This window comes from Paraburkholderia fynbosensis (genome assembly GCF_902859935.1).
GTDB classification, from domain to species: domain Bacteria; phylum Pseudomonadota; class Gammaproteobacteria; order Burkholderiales; family Burkholderiaceae; genus Paraburkholderia; species Paraburkholderia fynbosensis.
On record NZ_CADIKI010000012.1, the window covers coordinates 181,209 to 195,007 of the forward strand.

15 protein-coding genes are annotated in these 13,799 nt (G+C 61.6%); all 15 read right to left on the reverse strand.

The window, feature by feature from the left end:
* Positions 1-10: 10 nt before the first annotated feature.
* The gene (gene lepA, locus HV770_RS20950) at positions 11-1,804 is read right to left on the reverse strand and encodes a translation elongation factor 4 (RefSeq protein ID WP_175162614.1); all 1,794 of its coding nucleotides are present in this window, start codon (positions 1,802-1,804) and stop codon (positions 11-13) included.
* Positions 1,805-2,008: 204 nt separating this feature from the next.
* Positions 2,009-2,272 carry a glutaredoxin family protein gene (locus HV770_RS20955; protein WP_175162719.1) on the reverse strand — a complete coding sequence of 88 codons (264 nt, stop codon included), beginning with the start codon at positions 2,270-2,272 and terminating at the stop codon, positions 2,009-2,011.
* Positions 2,272-3,783: a DegQ family serine endoprotease gene (locus HV770_RS20960; protein ID WP_175162616.1), complete on the reverse strand. Its 1,512-nt coding sequence runs from the start codon at positions 3,781-3,783 to the stop codon at positions 2,272-2,274. Before HV770_RS20960 ends, HV770_RS20955 begins: the two co-directional genes overlap by 1 nt.
* 35 nt (positions 3,784-3,818) lie before the next feature.
* The gene (locus HV770_RS20965; RefSeq protein WP_175162721.1) at positions 3,819-4,862 is read right to left on the reverse strand and encodes a MucB/RseB C-terminal domain-containing protein; all 1,044 of its coding nucleotides are present in this window, start codon (positions 4,860-4,862) and stop codon (positions 3,819-3,821) included.
* 4 nt (positions 4,863-4,866) lie between these two features.
* A complete protein-coding gene (locus tag HV770_RS20970) occupies positions 4,867-5,478 on the reverse strand; it encodes a sigma-E factor negative regulatory protein (protein ID WP_175162618.1) in 612 nt (203 codons plus the stop codon).
* A gap of 82 nt (positions 5,479-5,560) precedes the next feature.
* Positions 5,561-6,160 carry an RNA polymerase sigma factor RpoE gene (rpoE, locus tag HV770_RS20975; protein ID WP_175162620.1) on the reverse strand — a complete coding sequence of 200 codons (600 nt, stop codon included), beginning with the start codon at positions 6,158-6,160 and terminating at the stop codon, positions 5,561-5,563.
* Positions 6,161-6,261: 101 nt separating this feature from the next.
* The gene (locus HV770_RS20980) at positions 6,262-6,621 is read right to left on the reverse strand and encodes a hypothetical protein (RefSeq protein WP_246291055.1); all 360 of its coding nucleotides are present in this window, start codon (positions 6,619-6,621) and stop codon (positions 6,262-6,264) included.
* A 138-nt stretch (positions 6,622-6,759) separates the two neighbouring features.
* The gene (fabF, locus tag HV770_RS20985; RefSeq protein WP_175162622.1) at positions 6,760-7,998 is read right to left on the reverse strand and encodes a beta-ketoacyl-ACP synthase II; all 1,239 of its coding nucleotides are present in this window, start codon (positions 7,996-7,998) and stop codon (positions 6,760-6,762) included.
* A 219-nt stretch (positions 7,999-8,217) separates the two neighbouring features.
* A complete protein-coding gene (gene acpP, locus HV770_RS20990; protein WP_121315318.1) occupies positions 8,218-8,457 on the reverse strand; it encodes an acyl carrier protein in 240 nt (79 codons plus the stop codon).
* Between the two features lie 153 nt (positions 8,458-8,610).
* Positions 8,611-9,357, reverse strand: a complete 747-nt coding sequence (gene fabG, locus HV770_RS20995; protein WP_175162624.1) for a 3-oxoacyl-ACP reductase FabG — start codon at positions 9,355-9,357, stop codon at positions 8,611-8,613.
* A 97-nt stretch (positions 9,358-9,454) separates the two neighbouring features.
* On the reverse strand, positions 9,455-10,390 hold the full coding sequence (gene fabD / locus HV770_RS21000; protein ID WP_175162626.1) for an ACP S-malonyltransferase: 936 nt from the start codon (positions 10,388-10,390) through the stop codon (positions 9,455-9,457).
* A gap of 98 nt (positions 10,391-10,488) precedes the next feature.
* A complete protein-coding gene (locus tag HV770_RS21005; protein ID WP_175162628.1) occupies positions 10,489-11,478 on the reverse strand; it encodes a beta-ketoacyl-ACP synthase III in 990 nt (329 codons plus the stop codon).
* On the reverse strand, positions 11,478-12,584 hold the full coding sequence (plsX, locus tag HV770_RS21010) for a phosphate acyltransferase PlsX (RefSeq protein ID WP_175162631.1): 1,107 nt from the start codon (positions 12,582-12,584) through the stop codon (positions 11,478-11,480). Before plsX ends, HV770_RS21005 begins: the two co-directional genes overlap by 1 nt.
* A gap of 124 nt (positions 12,585-12,708) precedes the next feature.
* Positions 12,709-12,888: a 50S ribosomal protein L32 gene (gene rpmF, locus HV770_RS21015; protein WP_006051932.1), complete on the reverse strand. Its 180-nt coding sequence runs from the start codon at positions 12,886-12,888 to the stop codon at positions 12,709-12,711.
* A gap of 101 nt (positions 12,889-12,989) precedes the next feature.
* Entirely contained in the window at positions 12,990-13,634 is a 645-nt protein-coding gene (locus tag HV770_RS21020) for a DUF177 domain-containing protein (protein WP_175162632.1), read from the reverse strand.
* Between the last annotated feature and the right edge of the window lie 165 nt (positions 13,635-13,799).

Sequence of the window (13,799 nt, forward strand, 5' to 3'; positions counted from 1 at the left end):
GTTATTCAACTTATTTGTCTTCGACACGCAGGATCGCGAGGAAAGCCTCTTGCGGAATCTCGACCGAGCCCACCTGCTTCATTCGCTTCTTGCCTGCCTTCTGCTTTTCGAGCAGCTTCTTCTTACGCGAAATGTCACCGCCGTAGCATTTTGCCAGCACGTTCTTACGCAACGCTTTAATGTTTTCACGCGCGATGATGTTCGAGCCGATCGTCGCCTGGATCGCCACGTCATACATCTGGCGCGGAATCAGCTCGCGCATTTTTGCCGCCACTTCGCGGCCGCGATACTGGCTTTGCGAACGGTGCACGATGACCGACAACGCATCGACCTTGTCGCCGTTGATCAGCATGTCGACCTTCACGACGTCGGACGCGCGGTATTCCTTGAACTCGTAATCCATCGACGCATAGCCGCGCGAGATCGACTTCAGACGATCGAAGAAATCGAGCACGACTTCGCCCATCGGGATTTCGTACGTCAACTGCACCTGGCGGCCGTGATACTGCATGTTGATCTGCGAGCCGCGCTTTTGCGTGCACAGCGTGATCACCGAGCCGACATAGTCTTGCGGCATGTACAGATTCACGGTGACGATCGGCTCGCGCACTTCTTCGATTTTCGACGGCTCCGGCATCTTGGCTGGATTCTCGACCATGATGATCGTGCCGTCGCGTTGCAGCACTTCGTACACCACGGTCGGTGCCGTGGTGATCAGGTCCATGTCGAACTCGCGCTCGAGACGCTCCTGCACGATTTCCATATGCAGCAAGCCCAGGAAGCCGCAGCGGAAACCGAAACCGAGCGCCTGCGACACTTCCGGCTCGTACTGCAGCGACGCGTCGTTGAGCTTCAGCTTTTCGAGCGAGTCGCGCAGCGCGTCGTACTGGTTCGCTTCGACCGGATAGAGGCCGGCGAATACCTGCGGCTTCACTTCCTTGAAGCCGGGCAGTGGTTCGGAAGCCGGACGGTTCACCAGCGTGACCGTGTCGCCCACCTTCGCGGCGGCCAGTTCCTTGATGCCGGCGATGATGAAGCCCACCTGCCCCGCCGACAACGATTCGAGATTCTTCGACTTCGGCGTGAACACGCCGATGTGCTCGACCGGATATTGCGCGCCGGTCGCCATCATGCGGATCTTGTCTTTCGGACGCAGCGTGCCGTTGACGATACGCACCAGCATCACGACGCCGACGTAGTTGTCGAACCACGAGTCGATGATCAGCGCCTGCAGCGGCGCTTCCGGATCGCCCTTCGGCGCCGGGACTTTCGCGACCAGCGCTTCGAGCACGTCTTCGACGCCGAGGCCGGTCTTCGCGCTGCAACGCGTGGCGTCGGTCGCGTCGATGCCGATCACGTCTTCGATTTCAGCGATCGCGTTTTCGGGGTTGGAGGCCGGCAGGTCGATCTTGTTGAGCACCGGAATCACGTCGACGCCGAGTTCAATCGCCGTGTAGCAGTTGGCGACGGTTTGCGCCTCTACCCCCTGGCTCGCGTCGACGACCAGCAGCGCGCCTTCGCATGCGGACAGCGAGCGGCTGACTTCGTACGAGAAGTCGACGTGGCCCGGGGTGTCGATCATGTTCAGGTTGTAGACTTGCCCGTCGCGGGCGCGATACGTCAGCGCGGCGGTTTGTGCCTTGATGGTAATGCCGCGCTCGCGCTCGAGATCCATCGAGTCGAGCACCTGGGATTCCATCTCGCGGTCGGACAGGCCGCCGCAGATCTGGATGATGCGATCGGCGAGCGTCGACTTGCCATGGTCGATGTGCGCAATGATCGAGAAGTTACGAATATGATCCATTCAGTGCCGATCAAGCGAAAAAGGCGCGCTCGGACAATAGCGGAGCACGCCTTGTAAGTAGGTGAAAAACCTATCTATTTTAGCCGAAAAGGCTATCGCCCGGCGCATCTTGCGAAGCGCGGGGGAAAAGACGGCTCGGGAGAGGCGTGAAATGTGATGACAACGATGCGCGTTAGCGTATCGCTTGAGAACTCGGGAGCAACTTCAGCGGGACGTTACGACGCGCATGGCCAGTGCGGCGCGAACCCGCGCTGCATCGAGGTAATAGTGACACAACTCGACGCCGTCGCAGACCAGAACCGGCACCCGTTCGTTGTAACGGGCTTCCAGCACCGGATCGCTACCGACGTCCATCACCTCGACCTGCGCGCCGAATTCGGCCAGCAATGGCTCGAGCGCGGCGCGCATGTCGTCGCAGAGGTGGCACCATGCCCGCCCGTAGAGCGTGAGCGGCGCCGCCTGGCTCATCATTTCTGCGTGCTGCGCGGACGGATGGGCACGAACTGCGTGTTATCGCCACGACGAACCAGCAGCGCGACCATCTTCGTCGGATCGAGATGTGCACTCAGTTCGTCGAACTGCTTCGCGCTCGTAATGTCCGTATCGCCCACCCGCAGAACGATGTCGCCCTTCTGCAGGCCAACACGGGTCGCCGGGCCGTCCACTGCGTCGATCTGCACGCCATTCTGCAGCTTCAGCGCCTTCAGCTGATCAGCTGGGATATCGCTGACGGCCAGACCCAGCGCGTTCGTCGCGCGCTGCTTCGGCGGCTGCGGCCTCTTCTGATCCGCCTTCGCGGTCTTGTCCGGCTGCATCTCGGCAATCGTGACCGGCAAATCGCGCGTTTGACCCTTGCGCCAGACCGTGATCGTTGACCTGGTGCCCGGCTTGGTATCGCCGACCATACGCGGCAAGTCCGTTGCCGTGTCGACCGAATGGCCGTTGAACTTCAGGATGATGTCGCCCGGCTGCACGCCGGCCTTATCCGCCGGGCCGCCCGGCTCGACGCTGCTGACCAGCGCACCCTGCGCCTTGGGCAGACCGAGCGAATCGGCGACGTCTTTGGTGACTTCACCGATGGCCACCGCTATACGGCCGCGCACCACCTTGCCGGAACTCTTCAGCTGATCCGCCACGCGCATCGCCTCGTCGATCGGAATCGCGAACGAGATGCCCATGAACCCGCCGGTGCGGCTATAGATTTGCGAGTTGATGCCGATCACTTCGCCTTGCATGTTGATCAGCGGACCACCCGAGTTGCCGGGATTAACGGCCACGTCGGTCTGGATGAACGGCAGATAGTCGCCCGTGTCGCGCCCCTTCGCGCTGACAATGCCGGCCGTCACTGTATTCTCGAGACCGAACGGTGAGCCGATTGCGACCACCCACTCGCCCACACGCACCTTGTTCGAATCGCCGATCGTAATGGTCGGCAGATTGGCGGCGCTGATCTTCACGACGGCAACGTCGGTACGATCGTCGACACCGATCAGCTTCGCCTTGAATTCGCGTTTGTCCGTCAGCGTGACGTAGATCGTGTCCGCGTCGTCGATGACGTGCGCGTTGGTCATGACATAGCCGTCGGCCGACAGGATGAAGCCCGAGCCGACCCCGCTATTCTGTTCCGGATCATTGCTATCCGGCGTGTCCTGGCTTCCGCCACTGCCACCGCCGTTGTCGCCGCCACGCGGCGAACCGGGCGATTGCGGCGACTGCGGCATCGGAATGCCGAAGAAACGGCGGAAAAATTCCGACATATCACCGTCGTCCATGCCCGGGGGCAGGCCGCTGCGGGGACCGCTGCTCGACACGCGCGTGGTCGTGCGGATGTTGACGACCGCCGGGCCGACCTTGTCGACCAGATCAGTGAAGTCGGGCAGATTGGCGGCCGGAACCGCCGACGCCGTTTGCGGTACGAGCGGCAAACACGCCGCTACTACCGCGGCCGCGAGGAATTTGCGCACCGAGAAAGTCGTCATATCGTAGCAAGCCGAGGGATTCAGGATTCGGAGGGTTACTTCGGAGATTTGTATTCTATGGCAGCGGCGAATTGCTGCAATGTGGTCTGGGGTACTTCACCAAGCAGAGTAATCCAGAACTCACCCCGGCGCTTGACCAGCACGTGCGTGGCGCCGCTGTTGCCGGAGCCTTCCTTGCGCGTGTTGTTCTCGACCGGCTCGATGAACACCGAAATGGCCGCGAGGCCGTCGGAGAATACGGCCTGGTCCACCGGAATGGTTGGCTGACCCGCTTCGCGCGCAGCCATAGGACGGCGCAATTGACGGATCATCCGGAAGCCCGGCACGGTCGGCACGATCTGCCAGCCTTGCGCGGCCATGTCGACTGGTTGGACTGGCGGACGCACCACGGTCCACCCCGCCGTGTTACGAATGCCGTTGACGATGCCGGCCTTGTCGACCGGTACGCCGATGCGAATCTGCGAAAACGACAGTTGCTCGAGCACCTGGCCGTTCGGGTCGAGCGTCTGCGCGCGCAGCAGCAAGCCCGTCTTCTTGTCGGCCCACAGCTTGTAGGCAAAGCGATATGCGTCTTTCGGATCGAGCTCGATCACCTGGCTGTCGACGCCCGCGACGCGGTCGTCTCCGAGCAGCTTCGGCTCATAGACGGACAGAACCTGTTCGCCGCTCACCGCAAGCAATGCCGGGAACGAGTCCTTGTTCTGACGCTTCTCCACCACCAGCAGACGCCGCTCCGGAACAAACGTGTAGAGGTCGTCGTTGTGGCGCAGCATTTTGCGTGGCTTGCCGTCGAGACTTTCGAGTTGCTCGAATTCGCCGTCGGAATGGGTCGAGTAATGGGCGATACGCGACGTCTGCACGAAATTGCCGCGCTGATAGACGAACGCGCCTTCGTAGTTCTGCTGCTGTGCGGCCTGATGGATGCGATCGAGCAGATCGGCGGCCGTGCGACGGACGACGAGCGGATCGGCGGTTTGTGCAAAGACCCGCGGCGTGGCGGACAACAATACGGCTGCGCAGAACAGAAATGCCGGCAGCCGCCCCCAGATAGTCGTTTTATTCAACCGCAGAGTCTGCATCAAACTATTGGCCTTGCGTAGAGACTGAGGCAGCGCGAATCACCGGCATCGAGCCCGTCATGACCGGTTGTTGCGCGAACTGCTGGTGAGCTTCCAGATATTGATCGAGACTTGCGTCACGGATAATGTTCGCGTCCTGCGCGATCGGCTGAGCCGCCGCGGGCACTGGCACCATCGCCACGCGTTGCACCGCATCACCATGAACCGACGCCAGTTGCGAGCCCGGGCCGCCCTGCAGTTGCGGCACGACGATCCACGTCAGCGTAGCGGCTGCGGCCGCCACCGCAAAAGCCGGCACGACACGGCGGCGCAGCGCCAGCAGACGACGTGCGACCGGCATGGCAGCAGGCGCAAGCACGTGCGGCTCGTTGTCGAAGCGCGCGGCGAAGCCGTTCAGGAACGCGCTGCTGGTTGCTGGGCTGACCGCCAGATCGTCGGAACGCAGCGCGTCGCCGATCAGGTGATAGCTCGACCAGGCCGCGCGGTCTTCACCGCCCAGCCCGGAAACAAATTTGTCCAGATTCAGATGCTCTTCGCCGAACAGCTCACCGTCGACAAAAGCGGACAGACGCTCGCCGCGCGAGCTGGCTTGCGATTGCATCGAGACTGACCCCATGATGCTCCCCATCTTACAAATACCCCGTAGTGACACCACTAATCCAGATATTGCAGCCGTGCCCCGATCGGCCGGCTGGGAATTACCAGCGCTTGCCTTCAGGTGTGTCAAGCAACGGACGCAATTTTGCCGCAATGGCTTCGCGAGCGCGGAAAATTCGTGATCTGACGGTGCCGATCGGGCAACCCATCATCTCAGCGATTTCCTCGTAGCTCAAACCCTCAATTTCACGAAGAGTAATGGCGGTGCGCAACTCTTCCGGTAAAACCGCCATCGCAGCATTGACCGTCTCAGCGATCTGCTTGCTCATCAACATCGACTCAGGCGTGTTGATATCCCTTAGTTGGTCGGCGTCCGAGAAAGTTTCAGCTTCTTCAGCATCTGCTTCGGTCGAAGTGGGTGCCCGCCGTCCTTGGGTGGCAAGGTAGTTCTTTGCCGTGTTGACCGCAATCCGGTACAACCACGTATAGAAAGCCGATTCCCCGCGAAACTGCGGCAATGCGCGGTACGCCTTGATGAAGGCGTCCTGCGCGACATCTTCCACTTCGGCGGGGTCTCGCACGAGGCGTGAGATCAGCCTGAGAATCTTGCGGTGGTATTTGGAGACCAGAAGCTCGAACGCGGCCTTGTCGCCCTTCTGGACGCGCTCGACCAGCAGCTGATCAATTTCTTTTTCGCTCACCTGATAAATCCGTTAACTATAGGGCGCATGGCGGGGCACCATTGTAGCGTTCCCATCATGAGGGCACGTTACACCGGTAACAGCGGTTACAGTCGTTACAGTCAGGCGCCAGCGGCGCGTCGGCCCAACACCGACAATTCACGGAAAACGGGCGCCGGAAGCGAGTCGGCCGCAAGCAGCAGGGTGCTCGTACGCCCTTCTTGCGGCTTGAGCGTGAGGACCAGCAAACGGCCACTCCACTGCGAACAGCCAGCGATCCGTCCATGCGCCAGCAGCGTGCCTGAGCGGCCCCAGACCGATAACGCGTCCGGAGCGATCTGCAGCGCGACTGGCTGCGCACGCGCATGCCTGATCGCACAAAGCGTGAGCAACGCCCCGACCGCAAGCGTCAAGGGAACGGCCTGCAGCGCGGCCAGATGCGAGGCGACGCTGGTGTAGACGGCCGACGTTGCAACCAGCACGAAAATTCCCAATGCCAGGCAAATGGACAAGGAGCGACGCAGCGCAATCCGCTGCGTCGCTCCTTCGGGCGTTGCCGATGCAAGGGGGACCGCCGGCCAGGCCGGCGTCGTCGAGTGGCGCGTCACCCGCTCAGACAATCAGGCGCGCTTGAAGACCAGCGTGCCGTTCGTGCCGCCGAACCCGAACGAATTCTTCAGCGCGACGTCGATCTTCATCTCCCGCGCGGTGTTCGCGCAGTAATCGAGATCGCAGGCCGGATCCTGATTGAAGATGTTGATAGTCGGTGGCGACACCTGATGATGCACGGCCAGCACGGTAAACACCGACTCCAGACCGCCCGCGCCACCCAACAGGTGACCCGTCATCGACTTGGTCGAGTTCACGACCATGTCGTTGGCATGGTCGCCGAATGCGCGCTTGATGCCGGTGGTTTCCGCCAGATCGCCGAGCGGCGTAGACGTGCCGTGCGCGTTCAGGTAATTCACCTGATCGGCGTTGATGCCCGCGTTCTTCAACGCGGCCAGCATGCAGCGGCGTGCGCCGTCGCCGTCTTCCAGCGGCGCAGTCATGTGATAGGCGTCGCCGCTCATCCCATAGCCGCTGACTTCGGCATAAATCTTCGCACCACGCGCCTTCGCGTGTTCGTACTCTTCGAGCACCATCACGCCGGCACCCTCGCCCAGCACGAAACCATCGCGGTCTTTGTCCCACGGACGGCTCGCGGTGGCCGGATCGTCGTTGCGTTGAGACAGCGCACGCGCCGCCGCGAAGCCGCCGACACCGAGCGGCGACACGGTCGATTCCGCACCGCCTGCGATCATCACGTCGGCATCGCCGTATTCGATCAGGCGCGAAGCCTCGCCGATGCAATGCAGACCGGTGGTACATGCAGTGACGATAGCGAGATTCGGACCCTTGATGCCGAACTTGATCGACAGATGGCCGGAGATCATGTTGATGATCGACGCCGGCACGAAGAACGGCGAAATACGGCGCGGACCACGATTGAGCAGTTCGGTTTGCGTCACTTCGATCATCGGCAGACCTCCGATGCCCGAGCCGACCACCACACCGATACGCTCCGAATTCTCTTCGGTGACTTCGAGGCCGCTGTCCTGCATCGCCTGGATGCCCGCAGCCACGCCGTAATGGATGAACGTATCCATATGGCGCGCTTCCTTACCGGGAATGTAGTCCTCGATATTGAAGCCCTTCACCTCGCCGGCGAAACGAGTCGAAAAGTTCGACGCATCGAACTTCGTGATATTGGCAATACCCGACTTGCCGGCGACCAGATTGGCCCAGCCGTCGGCAACATTATTGCCAACAGGCGAAATCAGCCCCAGGCCTGTAACAACAACACGACGGCGGCTCACGGTAACCCCTTTTTCATAGATGACAAAAGCAAAAGCCACAGCGGCCACAGGAATGTGCCCTGTGTGCCCTGTGGCTGTTAAGTCGGCAATCGCGCGAAAAAATGCGCTGTCAGCATCGCTGGCTCCTGCACGGCAAATAGCGCCAGCCCCGCTGGCGTCGGCAACCGACACGGCAGGGCGTCATACGCCGCCAACGCAGAAACGCAGGCGCGAATGACTTTAGGCCTTGACGTTCGCGCGAGCGTAGTCGATCGCTTGCTGAACGGTGGTGATCTTCTCGGCTTCTTCATCCGGAATCTCCATGCCGAATTCGTCTTCGAGGGCCATCACGAGCTCAACGGTGTCGAGCGAGTCGGCGCCGAGGTCGTTCACGAACGAAGCGTCGTTCTTGATTTCAGCTTCCGCAACGCCCAGTTGTTCTGCGACGATTTTCTTGACGCGCTGTTCGATATTGTCCATTACCCCTCCAAGGGAAAAGAAGTTCAAAAATACAGGTGCGCGCATTTTATCAGGTTTGACCCGGCAAAAAGCAGCGCATCGGGTTCCTGTCAAGGCATGCGCCTTACGCTTTTGCAAACGCGTCAAGGCGCGGATAGTAACCGAATTTGGCCACTACATGTACAGTCCGCCGTTCACGTGCAGCGTCGTGCCGGTGATATAGCCCGCTTGCGGCGACGCGAGGAATGCGACGGCATGCGCGATATCTTCCGGGCTGCCGAGACGGCCCAGCGGAATCTGCGTTTTCAGCGCGGTCTGCTGCTCTTCCGGCAGACTCTTGGTCATGTCGGTATCGATGAAGCCCGGCGCGACGCAATTCACGGTGATGTTGCGGCTGCCGATCTCGCGTGCGAGCGAACGGGTCATGCCCGCGACGCCCGCTTTAGCGGCGGCGTAGTTGATCTGCCCAGGGTTGCCGGACGAGCCGACCACGGAAGTGATGTTGATGATGCGGCCGCCCTTCGCCTTCATCATCGGACGCAGCACCGCGCGCGACAGACGGAACACCGACTTCAGGTTGGTGTCGATCACCGCGTCCCAGTCGTCGTCTTTCATACGCATGGCGAGCTGATCCTGCGTGATACCGGCATTGTTCACCAGCACGTGCAGCGCGCCGAATTCCTGCACCGTGCCATCGATCAGCGCTTGCGCCGCGGCCGCGTCGTTCACGTCGAGCACAGCGCCGCGACCGTTCACGCCAGCCGCATTAAACGCTTCGGTGATCGCCGTGGCGCCGCTTTCGCTGGTCGCCGTGCCGATCACCGTCGCGCCCTGGCGCGCCAGTTCCATGGCGATCGCACGGCCGATGCCGCGCGAGGCGCCCGTCACGATTGCGATCTGCTTGTCGAGAGTCTTTTCCATCTGTCAGTCCGGATGCCCGTCTAAGGGCTGATTGATTCCTGATGCCGATGCATGTGTCGATACATGATGCGGCGGCGCTTACGACGCGACGTGGCCTTCAGCCTGCCGTCACGAGCTTCAGCGTTTCTTCGAGCGACGCCGGATCGCACACCGACGCGCCGACCAGATTGCCGTCGATACGCCTCGTCAAACCCGCAAGGACCTTGCCCGGACCGCACTCGATCACGTGCGTGACGCCCTGTGCGCCCATTGCCTGAACGCTCTCCACCCAGCGCACTGCGCCGGCTGCCTGACGCACCAGCGCATCCTTGATCGCGGCCGGTTCGTTGACCACCGCGACATCAACGTTGTTGATGACCGGAATGGCCGGCACCTGCACGTCGACGCTCGCCAGATACTCGCGCAACTGGTCCGACGCCGGCTTGAGCAGCGACGAGTGGAACGGCGCCGACACCGCCAGCGGCAATGCGCGCTTTGCGCCCTTCGCCTTAGCCACCTCACAGGCCTTGTCGACCGCAGCCTTATGGCCGGCGATCACCACTTGCGCAGGCGCATTGAAATTCACCGCTTCGACGACACCCGCCACCGACGCTTCCGCGCACACTGCGCGCACCGTGTCGTCGTCGAGGCCGAGAATCGCGGCCATGCCGCCTTCGCCGACCGGCACCGCGGTTTGCATCGCTTGCGCACGAAAACGCACGAGCGGCACGGCATCGCGAAACGCGATCGCGCCAGCAGCAACCAGTGCGGTGTATTCGCCGAGGCTATGGCCTGCGACGATCGCCGGCGTCGGACCGCCTGCCTGCTGCCATGCACGATAGATCGCGTAGGCCGCGGTCAGCATGACCGGCTGGGTGTTGGTGGTGAGATTCAGATCTTCGACGGGGCCTTCGGCGATCAGCTTGCCAAGGTCCTGATTGAGCGCGTCGGACGCTTCCTGAACCGTTTCGCGCACGATCGCGTGATCGGCGAATGCGTTGAGCATGCCGACCGACTGCGAACCCTGCCCAGGAAAAACGAACGCAAATTTCATAACGTCCCCAAAATCGATTGAGTCAGATGTGGGTGGCGCGCGGCGTCGATCTCACGCCGGCACGCGGGCGCCGCATGCAGTGCTCGTCGCGGTCGCTATCAGAAGCGGATAACCGACGCGCCCCAGGTGAAGCCGCCGCCGACGCCTTCGATCAGCACATTCTGGCCGCGCTTGATGCGGCCGTCGCGCACCGCGACGTCAAATGCGAGCGGAATGGACGCAGCCGACGTATTGCCGTGCTCGCCCACCGTGACGACCATGCGTTCCTGCGGCAAGCCGAGCTTGCGGCAAGTGCTTTGCATGATGCGGATATTGGCCTGATGCGGAATCAGCCAGTCGATCTGCCCGGCTGTCAGATTGGCTTTCTCGAGCGCCTCGACCGCGACTTTTTCGAGCACGTTGACGGCGAGCTTGAACACCGCTTGCCCGTCCATGTGCAGGAACGCGCTGCCGGCGATCACGCCACCGTTCACGTTACCCGGCGTGCAGAGAATGTTCGAATGGCTGCCGTCCGCGTGCAATGCGCTCGCGAGCACGCCCGGCTCTTCGGACGCCTGCAGGATCACTGCGCCAGCGCCATCGCCGAACAGCACGCAGGTGGTACGGTCGTTGAAGTCGAGAATCCGCGAGAAGGTTTCCGCACCGATCACGAGCGCCGTGCGATGCTGGCCGCTGCGAATGAAGCTGTCCGCCGTCGCCACCGCGTACGCGAAGCCGGAACAGACGGCCTGCACGTCAAACGCGGCGCCGTGGTTCTTGATGCCGAGCTTGTTCTGCAACAGGCACGCCGTGCTCGGAAACACGAAGTCCGGCGTGGAGGTGGCGACGATGATCAGATCGATGGATTGCGGATCGATGTCGGCCGCTTCGATCGCGCGCTGCGACGCGATCAATGCAAGATCACTGGTCGTGACATCAGGTTCGGCGAAGTGGCGCGCATGGATACCCGTGCGGGCGACGATCCATTCGTCGCTCGTCTCGACGCCCTGGCTGGCGAGACGTTCAGCCAGATCCTGATTGGTGACGCGGTTGGGCGGCAGATAACTGCCGGTACCCAGCACGCGGGAATAGATTGTGGATTGAGCCATTATGCCTTCGAGGATTGCGCAGCGTAGGGCTCGGCAGGCTGGCCGGCGATCGGGCTTGCGTGACCCGCACCGCTTGCGTCGCGCGCCGCCTGTTCGAGAGAACCCGCGTTCTCTTCCATCGCTCGCGCAAGGCGCTCCAGCACGCCGTTTTTGACGGCATCATACCCGCGTTTGATAGCCCACTCAAACCCGTAGGCATCGGCGGAACCGTGGCTTTTGATCACCAGTCCGCGCAGGCCGAGCAACGCCGCGCCGTTGTATTGCCGATGATCGACGCGTTTCTTGAAACGCATCAATACCGGCATCGCGAGCACCGCCATCACCTTGGTCAGCCACGAACGTCCGAACTCTTCCTTGATGATGTTGGTCAGCATCTGCGCGAGACCTTCCGACGTCTTCAGCGCGACGTTGCCGACAAAACCGTCGCAGACGATGACGTCGACCGTGCCTTTGAAGATATCGTTGCCTTCGACGTTACCGTGAAAATTAAGTGTACTCGCGCGCAGCAGTTCGCCGGCACGTTTGATGGTGTCGTTGCCCTTGATGACTTCTTCGCCGATGTTTAGCAGCCCGATGGTGGGCCGCTCCTTACTTTCGAGCGCCGACACCAGCGCGTGCCCCATCTCGGCGAACTGCAGCAGATGCTGCGGCTCGCAGTCGACGTTGGCGCCCAGATCGAGCATCATCGTGTAGCCATTGGGATTGGGCAGTGCGAACGCGATGGCCGGGCGTTCGATGCCCGCCAGCGTCTTCAGCACATAACGCGAGACCGCCATCAGCGCGCCGGTATTGCCGGCGGAAATACAGGCTTGCGCCTCGCCTTCCTTGACGCGGTTCAGCGCCACGCGCATGGACGAATCTTTTTTCTTGCGCAGCGCGACCTCGACCGGATCGTCCATCGCGACGATCTCGGAAGCAGGCACGACGGTCAGCGCCGGAAGGTCCTGAGCCTTCAACTTTTTCAGCTGCGCACGAATCGCACTTTCAATGCCGACGAGCAGCAGCTGCGCGTCGGGATGCGAACGAACGAAGTTGACGGCAGCGGGAACGGTCACGGACGGGCCGTGGTCGCCTCCCATGCAATCTATCGTGAGCTTTACTGTCATGGAGTGCGACGAATTTCAGGCACAAAAAAGCGGCAGTTGAATGCCGCCTTTTTGCCGAACCAGGAAAATGTCAAGCGAGCCGATCGCCACGCGAAACGCCAAAGGGCGCAACGCAGTGAAACGATTAGTCGTTCTTCGTCTTGACGACTTTCTTGCCGCGATAGTAGCCGTTCGGGCTAACGTGGTGACGCAGATGCACTTCGCCCGTGCTCGGTTCCACGGCCAGCGGCGCTGCCGTCAGGAAATCGTGCGAACGGTGCATACCGCGCTTCGACGGCGACTTCTTATTTTGTTGAACTGCCATGACTAACTCCTAAAAATTTTCCGAATTCTAACACAGCCCGATCCGGTGTCCGCCATTGGCCGAATGGCCAATGCGCCCGCATCGCGCTCCCATGCAACTGTTCAGTGCTTCTTGTCGCCCGGCTCACCGCGCTTGAGACTTTCGAGCGCCGCGAACGGATTGGGCCGCTTGGGCTCATCGCCCTCGCCAGCTTCGTCCTGCGCGGCTTCGCCGCCCTCGCCTTCGGCACCGGCCACACCAGAGACCAGGCTCTCGTGCACCTCGGGACAGACCTCGTGCTTTGGCACGAGCGGCAAGGAAAGCAGCAACTCTTCTTCGATCAAGTCGACGAGATCGAACTGGCGCGAGCCCACGATCACTTCGACTTCATCCTCGTCGAGCGGAAACTCTTCGGCTTCCGCCTCAGTGTTGACGATCCGGTAGGTTGCATCGACGTTGAACGACTGCGGATACGGCGTCATGCACCGCTGACATTCGAGCCACGCGGCGCCGTGAACCGCCATCCTCAAATAAGGCTGCGGACCCTCGGTGCCGTCATCCTGCAATTCCGGTTGCGTCGCCCCTTCGGCTTGCCAGGTGAACGCGGTATCGCGGTCTGGCGCTTCTGCCGGGACTTCGTTTAACATGCGCGGCAGTTGCGAGACGCGCAAGACACCCGCGGCCTGACGCCCACTTCGCGCAAATTCGAACAGATCGAGCTCATGCGGGTCGGGTAGACCAGCAGGGTTGCCAGGATGTTGAGTCATGTGCGCTCCTGCGTCGGCAAGGATTTCGCCGGGGTAATCCGGTTTGCGAGACAGCCTGTGAAGCCCGCGGCACCGTGTTCAACTGAATGCCCGCGTGGAGCTTTATCGAACACACCGGGACTCGCCTGACGCAAGCATACCGATGAAAAGCCCGAAATCATATCC